This window comes from Paenibacillus lautus (assembly GCF_050482385.1).
In the GTDB taxonomy this organism is placed as follows: Bacteria; Bacillota; Bacilli; order Paenibacillales; family Paenibacillaceae; genus Paenibacillus_AQ; species Paenibacillus_AQ lautus_B.
In genome coordinates, this window is sequence record NZ_JBCNHV010000001.1 from 604,771 (window position 1) to 623,208 (window position 18,438).

The 18,438-nt window shown below is 49.3% G+C and carries 15 protein-coding genes; all 15 read right to left on the minus strand.

All coding sequences use genetic code 11. The annotated features are described in order from the left end of the window. Positions 1 to 170: 170 nt before the first annotated feature. The 15 genes from ABEW73_RS02875 to ABEW73_RS02945 all read right to left on the minus strand — a co-directional run bounded on the left by ABEW73_RS02875 (position 171) and on the right by ABEW73_RS02945 (position 18,434). Positions 171 to 1,118, minus strand: coding sequence for an ArsR/SmtB family transcription factor (locus ABEW73_RS02875; protein ID WP_430172109.1), 948 nt, complete (start codon positions 1,116 to 1,118; stop codon positions 171 to 173). Between the two features lie 243 nt (positions 1,119 to 1,361). After that, positions 1,362 to 2,759, minus strand: a complete 1,398-nt coding sequence (locus ABEW73_RS02880) for a family 43 glycosylhydrolase (RefSeq protein WP_430172243.1) — start codon at positions 2,757 to 2,759, stop codon at positions 1,362 to 1,364. Between the two features lie 87 nt (positions 2,760 to 2,846). Further along, a complete protein-coding gene (locus tag ABEW73_RS02885; protein ID WP_430172111.1) occupies positions 2,847 to 4,589 on the minus strand; it encodes a glycoside hydrolase family 2 protein in 1,743 nt (580 codons plus the stop codon). A 64-nt stretch (positions 4,590 to 4,653) separates the two neighbouring features. Beyond that, a complete protein-coding gene (locus ABEW73_RS02890) occupies positions 4,654 to 5,658 on the minus strand; it encodes an aldose 1-epimerase (RefSeq protein WP_430172113.1) in 1,005 nt (334 codons plus the stop codon). A gap of 11 nt (positions 5,659 to 5,669) precedes the next feature. Next, positions 5,670 to 7,448 carry a glycoside hydrolase family 2 protein gene (locus ABEW73_RS02895; protein ID WP_430172115.1) on the minus strand — a complete coding sequence of 593 codons (1,779 nt, stop codon included), beginning with the start codon at positions 7,446 to 7,448 and terminating at the stop codon, positions 5,670 to 5,672. Between the two features lie 51 nt (positions 7,449 to 7,499). Beyond that, complete coding sequence (locus ABEW73_RS02900) at positions 7,500 to 8,435, minus strand: carbohydrate ABC transporter permease (RefSeq protein WP_076324223.1); 936 nt, start codon at positions 8,433 to 8,435, stop codon at positions 7,500 to 7,502. A gap of 15 nt (positions 8,436 to 8,450) precedes the next feature. Continuing rightward, on the minus strand, positions 8,451 to 9,422 hold the full coding sequence (locus tag ABEW73_RS02905) for an ABC transporter permease (RefSeq protein ID WP_430172117.1): 972 nt from the start codon (positions 9,420 to 9,422) through the stop codon (positions 8,451 to 8,453). A gap of 29 nt (positions 9,423 to 9,451) precedes the next feature. Beyond that, positions 9,452 to 11,191, minus strand: coding sequence for an extracellular solute-binding protein (locus tag ABEW73_RS02910; RefSeq protein WP_430172119.1), 1,740 nt, complete (start codon positions 11,189 to 11,191; stop codon positions 9,452 to 9,454). Between the two features lie 629 nt (positions 11,192 to 11,820). Continuing rightward, positions 11,821 to 12,774, minus strand: a complete 954-nt coding sequence (locus ABEW73_RS02915) for a glycoside hydrolase family 43 protein (RefSeq protein WP_430172121.1) — start codon at positions 12,772 to 12,774, stop codon at positions 11,821 to 11,823. A 317-nt stretch (positions 12,775 to 13,091) separates the two neighbouring features. After that, positions 13,092 to 13,742, minus strand: coding sequence for a formylglycine-generating enzyme family protein (locus tag ABEW73_RS02920; RefSeq protein ID WP_430172246.1), 651 nt, complete (start codon positions 13,740 to 13,742; stop codon positions 13,092 to 13,094). Between the two features lie 60 nt (positions 13,743 to 13,802). After that, a complete protein-coding gene (locus tag ABEW73_RS02925) occupies positions 13,803 to 14,171 on the minus strand; it encodes a DUF4180 domain-containing protein (RefSeq protein WP_430172123.1) in 369 nt (122 codons plus the stop codon). Continuing rightward, positions 14,152 to 14,832 carry a TetR/AcrR family transcriptional regulator gene (locus ABEW73_RS02930; RefSeq protein ID WP_430172126.1) on the minus strand — a complete coding sequence of 227 codons (681 nt, stop codon included), beginning with the start codon at positions 14,830 to 14,832 and terminating at the stop codon, positions 14,152 to 14,154. The genes ABEW73_RS02925 and ABEW73_RS02930 overlap by 20 nt, the downstream gene beginning before the upstream one ends. A 251-nt stretch (positions 14,833 to 15,083) precedes the next feature. After that, a complete protein-coding gene (locus ABEW73_RS02935) occupies positions 15,084 to 16,541 on the minus strand; it encodes an ABC transporter substrate-binding protein (protein ID WP_430172128.1) in 1,458 nt (485 codons plus the stop codon). A 70-nt stretch (positions 16,542 to 16,611) separates the two neighbouring features. After that, a complete protein-coding gene (locus ABEW73_RS02940; RefSeq protein ID WP_430172130.1) occupies positions 16,612 to 17,508 on the minus strand; it encodes a carbohydrate ABC transporter permease in 897 nt (298 codons plus the stop codon). After that, positions 17,508 to 18,434 (minus strand): ABC transporter permease, encoded by a 927-nt coding sequence (locus ABEW73_RS02945; protein WP_430172132.1) that lies wholly within the window; start codon positions 18,432 to 18,434, stop codon positions 17,508 to 17,510. The genes ABEW73_RS02940 and ABEW73_RS02945 overlap by 1 nt, the downstream gene beginning before the upstream one ends. Positions 18,435 to 18,438: the final 4 nt, after the last annotated feature.

Below are 18,438 nucleotides of genomic sequence, written 5' to 3' on the forward strand. Positions count from 1 at the left end.
CTCCGACTACTTCTGACGGTAAACAAAAAAAGTGACAGCACAGAAAAACCTTCTGCACTGCCACTTTTTCCTTTATAAAAAAACGGGAAACCTCTCCGCCAACAAGCTGCCGCTGGACTTGCCTATTCTTCGGCAGCAGCTAAGCCTTCGGCCACTTATACAAAGCATGATTAAAGGTCTTCCCCATCCTGATCCATCGTATATTTTACCTGCATGATGATATTCTGTTCGTGATCTCCAAACTGGCGGCCGAACAGATTCAGCCCTCCTTGATTGACGGCATCGGGCTTGATGCCGATACGCAACCGCAATTTGGGACTCTCGGAAAGATTCAGCTCAGCCAATGTAACGCCCGATACTTTCTCCATATCCAGCGTCGTCTTCTCATGATCGACCCGCCAAGTCTTGAGAAACCCGTACTGCGTGGCCCAATCGTACCACCAATTCGGGTTCAGCTTGCCGCGCCGATCCCCGAAATCGCCGGGGCTTGTCCACATGCCGATCTCCACGCCATTGACCCACACGGAAATGTTCGAAGGCCAGTTTTGGTCATAATTCGGGGCCTCCGAACACATCTCCATGGACAGTTCGAGCGATTCGATGCGAGCTCCGGCCGGAATATCCATCGGCATTAAATATTCCAAATATCCTTTGCGCAGCCAGATGATCTGAGCATTGACATGCTTGGGATGGTAAAAGCTGGCCGGCTCGTCTTCCTTAATGATGTATCCGTCCGCATTTGCCATTCCGCATGTGGGCGATACTTCGCAATCGCTGTAATGGCCGATGGGCATATCGACTTCATAGACATGCGTAATTCCCTTAGGTACTGAATTTTTCAAATTCAATGCAAAATGAACATCATCATAATTACGGCTGCACACCTTCATTGCTCCTCGCGAAGCCGGAAGCAATTCCGTATTAATTAACTCGGCCGCTTCCAACACTTTGATATTGCTCGCAACCGTCGAAACAGGAAGTTTGAGTTTCTCGGCGATTTCAATGACATTCAAGTTCTTGGAGTTCAAGAGCCTCAGAATATCCACCCTAGAGCGCGTTGACAAGGCATGAGCTACAGTGACCAGTCTTTCCGGGTCGTTAAAACCAAGTTCCAGCACAAATTCGCTCTCCTTTAAACATATTCATTACAATAATTTTACTTCTTAATGAAATGAAAAACAATCACACTGGAAAGGCTTACATCCAGCCATTTTCCTGCCTCTTGCCATAGGGCATCGTATAGCCGGACGTAGAAAACCATGACTTTCATAGCCAGAAATGGCCTCCGGGAGAACCGGAAGCCATCCATGATCAAGCTAACAACTCTTTATTTATCGGCCCGCTATGCCATCCGCTGTGTCCTAATTCGCCGGCTTCATGTCGAAAAAGTCGATTTCTCCGTACCCCTCGCCTTTTGAAAAACGTATCGTATTCACACCGGCCTTCAACTGAACCCTCGCCGTGGACAGCCCCCAGTTCTCCCATCCTTTATTCGTGATGTGAAACTTGTTTGCCGTACCGGCATTTACGCTGAGCATGAGATGGGACCAATTCCCCCCGGCTGTTCCGTTCGCCGTGCGGGCGAGCAGAATGTATTCGCCTGCGGACGCGGCATGTACCTTGAATTCCACATAGCTCTCCGGCGTATCGATATGCCCGGCCTTCATGCCACCCGAGCCGTTAGGGCTTTGAGATGCATAGGCGATACCGCCGAATGTTCCTTCCTCACCTTCGTAACGGATGTGTGCCGCTTCCCCGGAAGGCAAGGTTATCGGAACATTCGGTTTCACCGGGACGCCGAGATTGGGCGTGTTGTCGGCATGCCACGTGAATTTCTGCATTCGAACCTCGCGGTTCCATCCGGCATTATTGTATTTGGCGACATGATAAAGCATCCAGTCCTCCGTACCGTCGGGTGACTTGGTAAACGAATGATGACCCGGTCCGTACAGACCGTTACCGGACTTGAATATAGGCTGGCTGCGTTTGCTCCATGATGCCGGATTCAGCAGATCGCTGGTTGTGCTGGCTGTTATGAGACCCAGGCAATAGTCATTGGTCCAGCTTCCGCTTGCCGAGTACACCAGGCTGATGACGCCGTTTCGCACAATCACCTGGGGACCTTCGTTTACATGCGGGGAATGATTCGTTTCCCAACTATACGTAGGCCTAGCGATTTCGACGCGGTTCGAATCGATCGTCCAAGGATTGCTCATGCGGGCGATGTACAGATTCTGCCGCACATTGGTGTTCCCTTCCCAGCCGGACCAGATAAAATACAGCTGACCGCCCGTTTGCAGCACCGTGCCGTCAATCGCCCATTTGTTGGTGGGGTCCGTAATCTGTCCCCTATACTGCCAGGTTCCCTGCATCGGATCCGCCGATGTGTTCTCCATGACATACATGCGGTGATTGACGTTATCTCCATCGTCCTTGGCGTAGTAGATATACCAAGCCCCGTTGATATAATGCAATTCGGGAGCCCAGATCCCGCAGCAGCCCGTTTCCACGACCGTCGTCGGAGCTGCATCGATCGTGGTAAGCTGTGCGGACTTCCATATCGTCACGTTTCCGCCGGTCGTTTTCGTGAAGTAGTAAAAGCCGTCGGTGTGTTTATACACCCATGGATCCGCTCCCTCCTGCATGACCACGTTGTAGAAGTTGTTTTGAAGCGTAGCCGCATGTGTCGCCTGGCCCATAGGAAGAATAAGAAATGCGCATATCGTGAGCAATAATTTGTTCCGGTAGTTCACCTTCATCCTTTCGTCACGTTCCTTTCGGATAATATGCATTCATACACCAAACATGTAACAAGCCTACTTCAAGACACCGGTCTTAGCGGGCACTTAATCCTCGATCGCGGCTTTACGGGCGTTAATGCGGCGAATCGCTTCGGGATCGAATTTCGAACGTCTGTCATAGGTGTACAGGCCGTTCACTTCCTGTTCCACATCGTACAGCTGGGTATAACAGAACCCGAACATCATGGGATGATCCAGCAGCACGTTCGTTAAGTCCGCATAACGCTCAAGAAACGCTTCTTCGGACGTCGGCCTGTCGCCGTAACCCCAAGACTTCTCGTCTTTCTGGTCCGGATTCCACCAAATGCCGCCATATTCGCTGATGAAATAAGGCTGGCCTTCATACTGCTGCCGATCCGGGAAGCTATTGTACACCTCTCCACCGTTCTTCATCGGCTCATATCGTTCCTTGAACGTCTCCGGGTTCTGGTCATAATCATGGATATCGAAAATATCCGTCACGACATGGAAGTTACCGCTCGTATCAATCACGGGACGCGTCGGGTCCATCTTTTTCGATACCTCGTACACAATGCGCAGCACTTCGTTATTTTGCTTGGTGCCGTCGCGGTCCCATGTCTCGTTGAAAGGACACCAGCCGATGAGGGCAGGATGATTGAAATCGCGTTCCATGCCTTCGAGCCATTCCGGCAGAAAATGTGACAGCCCCTCCGCCGTGGTAATGTCCAATCCCCAATTCGCATGCTCTCCCCACACCAGATACCCTAACCGATCCGCCCAATACAGAAAGCGCGGTTCAAACATCTTCTCGTGAAGCCTTGCGCCGTTAAAGCCGAGTCCCATCGAAATTTCGATGTCTTTGCGAAGATCCTCATCGCTTGGCGCGGTGTAGACCCCATCCGGATAGAAACCTTGATCCAGCACAAGGCGCTGAAACACGGATTTGCCGTTGATGCGGAAGGCCATTCCGTCCAGCATGACGGTTCTGAGCCCGAAATAGGATTGGACGATGTCGCTCACCTGATCCCGTCCTTGCAGGGTTAATTCCAGATCGTACAGCCTGGCCTGACCCACCTCCCACAAGTGAACCTCAGATAATGGAATGGTAAGTTTGACGGACGGCCCGGATACGACGGCACTGGCGTTCCCTACAGGTTTTCCCTCATACAGAGCGGAGGCGCTCAGTTGATGTCCCGCAGCATTTCCGCTGATCTTTACTTCCAGGTGCGCGCAGGCATTATCGGGATCACCCACTATTTTCATGTCGGATAAATAGGCCTCCGGCACTCGCTCCAGCCATACCGTCTGCCAAATCCCCGTCGTACGTGTGTAATCGCAGCCATGCGAGTGGAAGCGGCCGCTTTGTTTCCCGCGCGGCTGGCGTCCGGAACGAACGTCATCCTCCGCACAGACGGTAATCACGTTGTCGCCTGGTATCACATGCGACGTAATATCAAAGCTAAAAGGCGTATATCCCCCGCGATGCGATCCTACGGATACACCGTTTACCCATACTTCCGTCTCGTAATCCACAGCCCCGAAGTGAAGCAGGATGCTGCCTTTCCATTCTTCGGGCACGGTAAACTCCCTTTTATACCATACGGCTGCCATGAAATCCTTATATACAACGCCGGACAGCTTGCTTTCGGGGCAGAAAGGAACGGTAATCGTTCCGGACAGATCATGTCCCGGCTCATAGAATCCGCGCTCCTTCCCGCTTTTCCCATGATCGATTTCGAATTGCCAGGAACCGTTCAGATTAATCCATTCGGGTCTTACCCATTGTGGGCGGGGGTACTCCGGACGCGGCAGTGTTAATTCTGTCATGTTTAACTCCTTTTTTATGATTCATTGTCTGTATTTATCTTTTACCCGGCTGTCACCTGTGGCTTTAGCCTCGGCTTTCCTTCACGTACAGTCTGCTCGTCTCTTCCCAGATTTCACTTGGCTCAAGACTGAAACACCCGATTTCTTCGGCATCCATGTCCATATTGGGCGCATTGACCAGATTGATCTGCGGTTCAGGGCAAAAGAAACCCTCGGTCGCTTCGTTGTTCCAGATCATCCATTGCTTGTAAGAGGTGCCTACGTCATAAACCAGCGTCAGCTTCTGCGCCCCATCGGTAAGCTCCATCCGGTTTCTTCCGTTTTGGGCTGCGGCGGTGTAATGATTGTCCATACTTTCGAAGAAGGGATAAACGCCTGCTCCTTGCATGGCCTGCTCGTTAGCGGACAGCTCCTGATAGGATCCGGTGGGCAGCATTCGCCCATCCAGCTCCCATCGCTTCCCGAAGGTCAGCTTTACACGGTAATCCCGGGCATCGCCTCCCTCGGTAAATGGCGCGTTAACAGATGTATGGAACGCCAGCAAACACGGCATGACTTCTTGGCCTGTATTAGTGATCGTTACCCGCTGGGATAACCCCTGCTGGCTTAAACCATACCGAAGCTGAATATGGAACCGGAACGGGAAGCTTTGGAATACCGGATGCTGTTCATCCACACGGACAGACACGGTCACATAAGCTTCCTGACCAGAATGCCCGTAATCATCAATCTCCCATGGAATGTTGTACAGAAATCCATGCAGATGATGACCGGTTGCCTCTTCATTGACCGGCAGATGATGGATTTTGCCATTCCACCGGAAGTTACCGTCCTTATACCGGTTAGGTGGAAACAACACCGGAATGCCGTGAATCATCGGCCTTGCTTTGAATCCCGGCATTTCTTCCGGCGTCGGCTCATGCAGAAACCGGTAGCCCTTATCAAGGTCCCGGAACGATATCAAATTCCCACCGATATCCGGAAGCATGATGGCCTCATAACCCCCGGCTCTCAGATAAACTGCTCGCTCGTTATGGTATACACCTTCGTAGGCATTCGTCCCTTTCATATCTCCACCTCCTATTTACCCATCATGATGTTGCGAATGGTTTCAAGCGGCGCCTTCGGCTTACGGTCATACGTCAGCAAACCATTGATTTCCTGCTCAACATCCGTCAGCTGCGTATAGCAATATCCCTGGATCACCGGGGATGAAAACATCGGGTCCACTACGGCCTTGAGCCGGATCAGAAAATCCTCCTCGTTCTCGGCGCCGGAATACCCCCAGCCTTCCCAATCGCTCTGCTTAAAGGCAATCCCGCCAAACTCCGATACCAGAAGGGGTTGGCCTTCATAGGAAGCACCGCCGACGAATATTCTCCGGTTCGCCGGCATGGCCTCCACGGCGGACGCGGCTGTCGCATAACGCTCCTCCAGCACTTCCTGGCGGCTCTCGTAGTCATGAATAGTAACCAGGTCCGTGGTCATATGCTCCCAACCATCGTTATAAACAACCGGTCGGCTATCGTCCAAAGACTTCGTTAAATGATACATCGCAAGCCCATGCTGCTGCTGACGCTTATCCATCTGGACATTGGGAACGCCCCAGCTCTCATTAAGCGGAACCCAGGTGATTATGCAGGGATGGTTATAGTCCCGCTCGATGATCTCCTGCCATTCCGCCGTGAAGCGGCGAACATACGACTCGGAATATTCATAGGCGTTGGCCGCCTCGCTCCATAACAGCAAGCCGAGCTGGTCGCACCAGTACAGGAACCTTGGGTCCTCCGTCTTCTGATGCTTTCTCACGCCATTGAATCCCATTTCCTTCGCCAGCTCCACATCGCGCTTCAAAGCCTCGTCTGACGGAGCCGTCAGAATGCCCTCAGGGAAATACCCCTGATCCAGCACCAGCCTTTGGAAATACGGGCGGTTATTCAGGCACAGCTTGCCGTTCTCGACCGATACCTTCCGCATCCCGAAATAGCTGGATACTTGATCGACAATCTCCTCGCCCTGAATGAGACGGAACTCGATGGTATACAAGTTCGGGAACTCGGGACTCCACAGCCGGCCAAGACCATGATCCGTAAAATCGCTCAGACCGATGGTCCGCTGCTGCTCCGCATTTCGGATCGTATATTGATCCTCGGCAACCAATTCCCCCTTATACACTATGGTGATCTGCAGCTTAAGATCCTCTGTAGATTTATAGCCGTCAAGGAATGTCCGGATACGAATTTCGTTGCGGTCAATGTCGGGCGTCATCATCGTTTTGCTCAGATGTACCGGGGACACCGGCTCTATCCACACACTCTGCCAGATGCCGGTCGTACGAGTATAGAAAATGCTTGCCGAATGCTCAAGCCAGTACTGCTTGCCCCGCGGCAAGGTGACGTCGCGGCTGAAATCCTCCGCCCGCAGCACAACCGTGTTGCTTCCTTCCGTGAGCACGGCCGTAATGTCCGCTTGAAACGGCGTATGCCCTCCTTCATGCATGACCACCAAGTGCCCGTTCACCCACACTTTGGCCATATAATCCACGGCACCGAAATGAAGCACGATCCGTTTCCCGTTCCAGTTCTGCGGGATTTCAAACGTTCTGCGATACCAAATCACATCATGAAAAGAAGGATCTTCAATGCCGCTCAGCTTGCTTTGGAACGTAAAGGGAACGTTGATCTTCCGTGTAAAGGAAGCCGTCGCTTCCGCCCGATACCACCCTTCATCCTCGCCGATGGTTTCATCATCAAAACTGAAATCCCATTCGCCATTGAGGGTTAACCACTCTTTGCGCTGAAACTGGGGTCTCGGATATTCGCCCCGAACCGTTTGTGTCTTGCTTACTTCTGTCAACATGATTCAACTCACTCCTAATTATTCAATCTCTCTATCTGCTCGTTTGAACGTCTAGCCTTTGATCGAACCCACATAAACACCTTTCACGAAATACTTTTGCAGGAAAGGATACACCAGCAATATAGGCACGGTCGAAACCACGATTGCACAATATTTAACCAGCTCCCGGAACGCGGTCGAGCTCTGGGCGCTGTTGATGACAACCCCGCCCGCGCTGCCGATCGTGGTGGCTGTCGAATCATTGGCGACCAGGATTTCCTTCATTAACAGCTGTAACGGGAACAATTCCCTATCCTTCAGCAGGACCATCGCGTTAAACCAGGAGTTCCAATTGCCTACCAGATAGTACAGGAAAATAACGGCCAGCGTGGCTTTCGACAGCGGCAGGATCACCGTGATCAGAATATTGGCCTGGCTTGCTCCGTCAATCAATGCCGCTTCTTCCAGCTCTCTCGGAATCGATTGGAATCCGGTTCTTAATATGATAATGTTCCATGTGCTTAAAGCGGTCGGCAGAATCATCGCCCACAGATTGTTGTACAAGCCGATGTCCTTCATTAACAGGAACCAGGGAATCAACCCTCCGCCAAAGAACATCGTGATTGTAATCAGAATCATGATGAAATTTTTAAAATATAAATCCCGTCTGGACAATACGTATGCACCCAATATCGTCATGACCATATTGACCAAGGTACCCAGTCCCACATAAATGATCGTATTCATGTACCCCTTCAGCAGGCTGTTGTCTTTAAACACCAGCTTGTAACCGTCGAGCGTGAATCCCAGCGGCTTTAACAATACCCCTTTATGAGCCATCAAGGCGCTGGGATCGCTGACGGAAGCAAAGAAGATATGCAAGATGGGATAAAAACAAACCAAGGTCAATGCCGTCAAAAGCGTGTAGTTGGTAAAGTCGAAAACGCGGTCTCCTATGCTTTTATGCTTCCTTCTTCGTTTCACTTTGAGTTGCTTGATATCCTCCATAGCCTTCCCTCTCTCTTACCATAAGCTGGATTCAGATCTGCGCTTCACGATGGTATTTGTCATCCATAACAGCCCGAAGTTCACGATGGAGCTTATTAATCCGACGGCTGTGGAATAACTCAGGCTCGCTTCCCTCAAGCCCCTGCGGTAAACATAGGAAGCGATCACATCAGCCGTATCGTAGATCAAAGGATTATAGAGCAGGATAATTTTTTCGTAGCCGGAAGCCATCAATCCGCCGATCGCAAAGATAAACAGGATGATGATGACCGGACTGATCTGAGGCAGCGTAATGTACCACATTTTTTTCACCCTGCCGACCCCGTCGATATCGGCCGCTTCATATAAGGAAGGATCGATGGAGCTCATCGCAGCCAGGTAAATGATGCTGTCCCATCCGATGCTCTGCCAGATTCCGGAAAAGGTATAAATCGGTCGAAACAAATTGGAATAACCGAGAAGGGATGAGTAATCTTTTCCCGTTATGAACGAAAGCAGCTGTGTAACGACCCCCTCATTGGCCGTGAAGATGTGAATGATCCCGCACACAACCACCAGTGATATAAAATGCGGCATATACGTAATGGTTTGAACGGTCCGCTTAAACTTGGAAGAGCGAACTTCGTTCAGCAGCAATGCCAAGATGATCGGTGCCGTAAATCCAAACACGATGCCCCACACATTCAGCAGGAGCGTATTCTTGACCACTCTCCAAAAATAGGGTCCGGAGAAAAAATCGATAAAATGCTTGAAACCCACCCAATCGCTATCCGCGAAGCCCAGCAAAGGCTTGAAATCCTTGAATGCGATCATGACGCCCCACATCGGACCGTAGCAGAAGATAATGAACCACGCCACGACGGGAAGGGCCATCAGATAGACGAACCAATTCTTTTTCAGATCCTTTTGAATCAACCGCTTGGTATTCTTGGGCTCCGAGGGCGTCCGAACATGGTCTATTTCCCTGTTTTTCCGTAATATCTCCATGAATCAACCACCTGTTCTTATTATGAAAACTATCGTTGGTTATACCGATCCAAGGCTGCCTGATGGAGACTCAAGAATTCGTCCAGCCCCATGCTTTGCGCTTCCTTCAAAAATTTATCGTAAGCATCGACCGGCAATTCGCCCATGATGATCTTCGCAAAATATTCTCCGCGCAGCGTGGACAACTGGTTTCCAAGCTCGGCTTCGCGCGAGGCTTCTTCTTTCGTAAACGTGATCGGCGGCATCGCCATGCTGGTATCCATGTTTTCCGTCCAGTACTTGCGGATATCTCCGGAATAGCTTCCTTTCGCCGAGATCAACGGGTTGGCATGGTGCTCGTCGCGGATATTCGGCCAGCTATGCCAGCGATATTTCCAAAGCGTGACGTCTACAGGCTGACCGTCCGGATCATTGTACATATAACTGTTTTCAGGATAATAAGGCATTCCTTGCTCATCCACCAAGTGCACGGTGCCGTACTCCCCGAAGTTGATGATCTCCCAGCCTTTTTTGGAATAGTTGAAATCCAGCCACGCCATTGCGGCTTCCACATTTTTGCTCTGGGTAGTGATGGCTGCACTGGTACCCGATCTTTTGAAGTTTTTATAGGTGGTCGCGGATTTGTCCCCTTTATTGAGTACAGGATTCAGTGCTCCGACGAAATCAATGTCGTTCTGCACTTTCCAATAGCTCCACATCGTATCCGGGGAGTCCATCATCACGGCCGTATCTTCGGAAATCGCGCTGGCCATCCGTTGATTGAAATCGGCGGTAGCCCAGTCTCGATTCAGCAGGCCTTCCTTGTTCCACTGCTGCATGGTCGCCAGATATTCCTTGGCTTTCGGCTGCGCAGGACCCCATGCGACCTTGCCGTTCTCATCCAGGAAGGTCCAGTCCCAGACGCCATATGCACCATTAATAATGCCGGTAAAAATTTGACCGTATGTCGAGCCGTAATTCAGCGGCGCTTTATATCCGACTTCCTTGCTTTTTTTCAAGAATTCGTACCATTCGTCTATCGTCGTCGGGACTGGAAGTCCCGTCTTATCCAGCGCTTCCTGCTTGATCAGGGTGCCGAACCAGGTCCATTCGGAATACGGGGCGATGCCGTAGAAGCCCAGCAGCCTGCCATCGTCGGTCACGGTCGTTTTTCTTTTCATTTCGTCCGAGTTGCGCCATGCCGAATAATTCGGAGCGTGCTTTTCCATCAGGTCGGTCAGATCGAGGTAAGCGCCATCGTTGACCCCTGCTTCGAAGCCTCCCGGATAACGGCCCGGGTCAATAATGATGTCCGGCAGCTCACCGGAAGAGATCATCAGGGTGAAAGCATCCGCTTCCTGCCCGACCGGCGGCGTAATGAAGTTCACTTTGATGCCGGTGAGCTTCTCCACCTGTTTCTGAACCAAGTGATTATTCATATCCGGGATGTTGGAGTTGGCAGGCATCCATACATCCAGCACCACATCGCCTTTGACGGGATAAGCAGAATAATCGCTAGGAATGACTTCTTCGAAAACGTCTCCAAGGTATGTATCATTCAGCGTGCCGTTGACCTCGTCGATTTGTTCCTGCGTTGGTGCTTTGTTGCCGCGTATGTCCCCGCTAATATCTTCAAAGGTCACCTCATTCTTCTCTTTGGAGACGCCCTCCTCCTGGGTTACGGTGCTATCGGGCTCATTCTTTGCTTTACCGCTGCAAGCGGTTACCGTCGATATGATCAATATGGATATGAATAACAGAGTGAAAAAACGCTTCATCGTTCTGTTCATGCTTAACCTCCCATGATATGAATAATTGCGGACAGCCCCAGCATTAGCGCCCCAGAGGATCTATATTCCGTAGTTTTTTTCTGGGACGCCAGTTTAAGGCTTGCTATCTATCCTTCTGTAATCTTCGTGGTGTCTAAGCACCCCCTGTCTGAAATACTGCTCTTTCTCTTGGCCATTCCAATGGATCCCCTTTCACATGATAATTGACGGCATTTCCAACCCCTACACATCATTTAATACAATTATCCTGTATCTTTAACCGAAGTATAAGCATATACATTTATTCTGTCAACGCTTTCATACACGAATTTTGTAACTAAAATGAGTTGTTTTTGAAAATCCGTGCTTATGATTTAGGATATCGGAAACACTCAATAAAACTCATAGCCCTTACGACAAAAGGAATACGCGTTTAAAAACACGATTTCCGCTATGGATTTACGGTTCCTTCACGTTTCACCCTCATTCGTAATAAACCCCCATTCATTACAGAAAATCTGTAATGAATGGGGGTTTATATAAAATCCTATAAATGTTCACTTCATCAGTGCGGCATTTGCCACTCCTTTGCCGTCATCATCCTTCCTCTCGGAATACCTACTTGATGATGTGTTATGAATCCGCATACATTATTCTCCGGACGGTATCGGTATGGCCTGCGAATCACTGGCAGGGACACCGAAGTCCGGGGTTCCATCCGGCTTCCAGTCGAACTTCTGGATGCGGGTCGATCGCAAGGCCGTATCTGCTCCAGGCGCTGGAAGCGCATGATAGACGATCCAGTCCTCCTTGCCATCCGGTGATTGCGTGAAACTGTTATGGCCGGTGGCGTACACCCCGTTTTCCACGCTTTTGCAAAATACAGGCTCCATGGATTTAGTCCAGGAAAGCGGGTCCATCGGATCTGCGGTTTCATCCATCGTGAGCATTCCCAGCGCATAATCCTCAGACCAGGTGGTGCTAGCCGAGTACACCAGGAAGATGCGGCCGTTTCGCTGAAGGACAACGGGACCTTCGTTAATGGCCATTCCGCCTTGTTTTTCCCAGGACAGAGTCGGGGCGGTAAGTAATACATGATCTCCCGTCAATGTCCAAGGGTTTGTCATGCGCATGATGTATAGAGCGGACCCATAATCCGGGAAATGACCATATCCGGCATACAGGAAATAATGTTGATTCCCTAAGGTCATGACCGTGCCATCCAAGCCGGGGACAGGAGTCGGCAGCGCGCCCTTCCATGTCCACTCGCCTTCCATCGGATCAAGCTCCCCGTTCTCCAGCACGCATATTTGGCGCGTCTCATCGCCTCCCCCATCATTTGCCGTGAAATAAATGTACCATTTGTTGTCCAGGTGATGAATTTCCGGCGCCCACAGGTTATAACTATAGCGTCCGCCGGCTTCCGGAGTCCAGATCGTTTTCTTCCGGCCCTCCGCAAGGCCTGTCAAGGTCGCGGATTGGGTCAGCTCCAGATATCCACGTCTCGTCGACATAAAATAGTAATAGCCGTCCGTATGCTTCCATACCCAAGGATCGGCTGCTTGCTCCACAATCGGATTATTGAATGTTGGTCCATGTGGCATTTTTCTTATCCCCCTCATCCCTTGAATTTCCTGGTTTTTGATCAACATTACGGCAATCCAAACCTTGACTCCCTTTAGCTCCCCACACCTCCCCCGAAAAGTTAAACCCAATCTTACTGATGTCTTCCAGCCTTGTCTATACGCAATTTAGATATATTTACCGCGTTAGTTTATGTGACATATCTAGTTATAAAGTGAAGTATTGATGGCCTAGCATCTATTACCTTCTGAAGAAAATTGACGGCGTTTCGATGCGTTTATTGGAAATTCGTTAGGTGCTGCACGATCAAAAAAAAGCTGATCCCGAAGGATCAGCATTATCGTAAAATGGATCTGGCCAGACGAAACCCGAGATCCTCAATCCGAAACGTCGGGTGACTTCGGCGGCGGCATGTCGCCCCGCACCCCCTAGCCTCTTCTGCCCAGCTTCCGCCGCGGAATACTCTGTATGAGCCGTATACGTCCGGATCGTATATATCCCAGCACCATTCCCACACATTTCCGAGCATATCGTAAAGCCCCCAGGCATTCGGCCGCTTTTTGCCTACCTCATGCAGGGCGCCGCCGGAATTCCCTTCATACCAAGCGATGTCATCAAGCTCGCCGTAACGATAGCCATCACTCCCGGCCCTACACGCGTATTGCCATTCCGCTTCCGTCGGCAGGCGGTAGCCATCCGCCTCCCAGTTGCACACCACTCGCTCACCATCTTCCGTGGCAGAATAACACTCGTCGAGACCTGAGTGCCGAGATAGCATATTACAGAAGTGAATCGCATCATTCCATGATACATCGACGACCGGGGCTTGCATGACGTCAGTGAATCCTGCCGACTGTGACATAAGTGAGAAATATAACGCCTTCGTAACAGGAATCGGTGCAAGCTGAAAAGCATTCACTTCAACCGCCCACGAAGATTTGATACGGTCGTCCCTTAATTGAATTTCGCCTGCTGGAATGGCTACCATCGGATATTCTTTTGGATTAAACCCAGGCACTGACTACCATCTTCCTCCCGCTTTCGTCTCTTAGTTCAACCTGCTTAAACGTTCAATTCCTTGTTGTTCACTCGGCAAGAAAAAGAAGTCGTTCCCCTTATTGCATTCATATATGAAATCTTGCAGGCTTTGGCTTGGATACACAGAAAAATTTCCGATAATCGCAACCTTTACGTGATAATTGATATATTTCTGAAGAATTTCGCCTGCAAGGCGCGTCTTCAAATCGAAGAAGGCTTCACTGAATACCGACTGATTCATTACGATACGATGGCTGCCCGTTTCATATTGCACGGTTGCCATAAGATCCAATGCGGACTGAACATCCTCTATTAATATTTCATTGCTGCTTACAACCGCTATCGTTCCTCCATCTGTTTCAACCTTCTCGATATTCATAGTTCCCTCCTGTTTTGGTAAGTCTTCTTACATAATCCTCACATATGTACCGGTTGTCGCCGCCGTTGGCCGGCGGAACGTTAGCAACTCGAAAAAAACTCAGACCTATAACCATCGCCATCAGCCCATAGGCAGCGCTGTGAGAATCCTCAACGGACATCTGTCCCGTCCGATTACCGTAATCCATGATCTTGGTGATGCCTTGGAGATCAGCCTCGTAACTCTTCGATACCACTTCCTGCAGATTGCGATCCAGCATGGCTTTTGAGAAAAACTGCACAAAGAGCTTGCCTTGATCTGCATGCGGGATATACATCTTCTCGACCCCATCCAGCTGCGACACATTAATCGTTTGATCCTTGTCATCGGTGAGCGGGGGAAGCATAAACTTCAGGGCAAGATCCATCATTTCCCCCGATGTCATGGTATGTTCAATGCCTGATTCGATCTTCAGTCCATAGTACGCCAAGAACGACTTGAAAGCTTCGATCGTCAATTGATCCTTATTCTTAAAATAATAAGTGACAACTCCCTTCGAGCAGTTCGCATGATCAGCCACCTTATCCAGGGTCATGCCGTCAATCCCATACATGCTGATGCAGGTTAACGTAGCATTAATGACGTCTGCCCTGCGTTTTTGTTCCATTCCTAATTTGGGCATGATTTCTTCACCTGTATCTTTTATTTTTATTTATACTGAACAGTCGGAATAAAAAGAGTGTACACAAGAATGGAACTTATTGTCAATGAAGGTTTATTGATCGAGATGGCATCCAATGCCAAAACCCCCCGGTCTTGTCCAAGACTGGGGGGTTGCTTCTTTTCAAAGTGTCATAATCCCTTTCAGACGTTCTTCTTTCACGGACTGTATGTCGATCCTCAGTTTGTTTCCATCCTTATTTAGATACGCATTTATTTCCCCGCCAGAAACTCATCCAACTGACGCTGGATCTCAGCGACATAGTCATCAATGCCCGCGGCCTTCAGCTTCTCGATGGCTTTGGGATACTCTGTCTCAAAATCGATGAAACCGGAACGTATAGCGGCTAAATCCTTGCCCGCAATTTCTTTCAGAGCCGTCTCGATTAACTTGACCTTCTCATTGTTAAATCGGAAGCCCAACGAGTCGGATCGTATAGCCTGTTCATCCCAGCTCTTATACTTATCGATGGACTCTTGGGCCACATTCGGCCCGAACAATTGATAATTTTGGTTTCTAAACATCCACTCATAGAAGAATTCGCTAGCGGTGAGCTTATTGATTCTTCCATCCACGATCTCGTAATCCTTGCCTTCGACGCCATAGAGAGCAAACAGATAATTTTCCTGGGATTTATAAATCCAGTTCACGAATTTCATGGCTCCTTCTGGATTAGGAGCATTCACAGGTATACCCAGCACCTCTCCGCCTGCGGCAGTCACATAACGCGGTTTATCCTCGGCTAACAGGTACGTTTTAACCTCGGCATCCGGTGCATTGGCTTTGATGGTATCGGCAATTTCCATTTCCTTGCCTAAAGATCCTTCAACCCATAAATATAAGCCTGTCTGCATACGGGAGTCTCTCTCGTTGTATTTAATGGTCAAATCCTCAGTATATAACCCGGCATCATACATGCTGCGGTTAAACTTCGCTACTTTCTGGAACGCTTCCGTTTCATAGTAGCTGTATGCTTTTTTGCTGTCTTCCCCGAATACGACCAAATCCTCTACGGCGATCCAGTTATATTGTTCATCGCTAAAATATCGGGTCAACGGTTTAAAGACAATATCGGCGGGCCCCTTCATTTCAGGGAATTTCTCTTTCGCCCTGGTTGCGAATTCCTTTAAATCGTCAGCTGTCTTCAAGTCCGTCATCCCCACCGCTTCGAGGATATCCTGGCGAACGGCCACCAGCTGGTACATGGCGGAGGACGGTGCATATGCGGATGGAATGCCATGAATCTTCCCATCGATCGTTGCACCCTGAAGCTGTTCCATCGGCAGGACTTTTAACATATCCTGACCATATTTCTCGATTAAATCATCCAATACCATGGCTTGTTTCTTGTTGACGATGGTAGAAAGATCCGGGAGACCGTCCCAATATAAATCGATCGGTTCGTTGGCGGCCAGCATAATATCTTTTTGTTCCCAGTACTGCGCCCATGGCACAAACACAACTTCGACCTTCAAACCCAGATCGGCGGCCATTTTCTCGGCAAACTCATTGTTCAGAAATTCGCTCATGCGATCGCTTCGCTCTCCCGGATACAAAATCGTGACGGTTTCGAGCTTGGCTGCCCCCTCTTTTTTGTCGCTGCATCCTGCCATAACCGAAACGGACGCCATCAATAAGACCAACAAGATCAGCATTGTCCTTGCTTTCATGAAAGACCCTCCCTAATAAAATGGTTAATCTATGTTAAAAGCCGGTATCGGCCAGTAACCACGCAGGTGTCTATTCTTTGACGGCACCAGCCATAATCCCGTGCACGAAGTATTTTTGTATGTAAGGGTAGAGGAAAATGATCGGGCCAATCGTAATGACCGTAATGGCCATCTTCACGGTCTCCGCAGGCAGTGTGATGTTACCTGATGCCCCTGATGGAATTCGTCCGGAGCTTATCGCGTTGACGTTTGACAGGATGTTGTAGAGGAAATATTGGAGCGGAAATAAATCGCGATCATTAATAAAAATCAGAGCATGCCACCAATCATTCCAATATTGAAGCGCATACATTAAACCAACCGTCAACAGCGCAGTCTTGCTTAACGGAAGGGCTATTTTCACATAGATCGTAAAATAATTGGCGCCGTCCATCTCGGCGGCTTCATATAAAGATGGAGCGATGCTTGCAAAATACGTGCGCATCAGAAACATATTCCATACGCTGAATATAGAAGGCAGGATCAGGGCCAGAATGCTGTTCTTCAGTCCATAAAAGTTGACGCTGACCATATACCACGGAATCAGACCGGCCGAGAAGATAATCGTAAAATTGCTGATAAAGGCGAGTACGTTGCGGTATTTCAGCTTTTTGATGGATAGGGAGAATGCAATCATGCTGGTAATCAGCAGGGCCCCTATCGTCCCCACGGTGGTTACAAACAGGGTCACACCGTAGGATTTCAGTATTTTCATCCCACTATTAACAAAGATATATTTATAGGTATCCAGGCTTGGGCTCAAGGGAAAGATCGAATAGCCGTTTCTCGCAACCGCCTGTTCCGAAGAAAAGGATACACTTAAGGTTAGAACAAGGGGATACAGACACACGAGTGCAAATAAGCCAATGAATCCATAGGCACAGGCTATCACCAATTGATCGCCAAGCAATCTATTCTTTTGTCTCATCAAAATAGACCCTCTCCGTCATTTATTTTCTTAGCCGATTGGTTTGCAGCCGTAATCAGGATCAACCCCATCAAGGACTGAAATAACCCAATTGCCGTAGAGTAGGAAAAGCCCAGCGTACGCATCGACTGATAAACATAAGTATCGATGACCGTTACCTCTTCAGCCAAGACCGGGTTGTTGCCCACAATACCGTAAATCATGCCAAAGTCCCCGTAGAAGATCCTGCCGACGCTCAGCAAGCTCAAGACAATGATTGTTGGTTTCAGCATGGGCACGGTCAAGTAAAAAATCCGCTGCAATTTGTTGGCGCCATCCACCTTAGCCGCTTCGTATAAACTTCCATCAAAATTGGACATCGCCGCCATATAGATAATGGAACTGTACCCGCTCCATTTCCAGACGCTTGACAGAATGATAATCCATTTCCAATACTTCGGCTCCGAGTACCACCTTATCGGCTCTGCTCCGAAGAACTCCAGAATATGATTGGCAACCCCAACATCTGTAGAGAAGATCCCATACAGAATCGCCCCCACGACGACCCACGAGATGAAATAGGGAAAAAACATCATGCTCTGAGCGACTTTTTTGTAGGTTTTATGCCGGATTTCGTTGATCAGAATGGCAATGCTGACAGGAATGATAATGCCTAAGATGAGACCAAAAAAGTTGATGTACAGCGTGTTATAGGTAACCTTCCATCCCATGCTGTTTTCCGAGAAAAAGTATTTGAAATTGTCCAAACCCACAAATTTACTGCCGAAGATACCATCAACCACATTAAAATCGGTAAAGGCCATCCATATTCCTGCAAAAGGGATGTAGGAGAACATCATCAGCACAATCAGAGCAGGCACGCACATCAGATACAGTATTCTGTTTTTCTTTATTTCCTCTAGAAACCCCTTAACCACTGAACCCATTCCA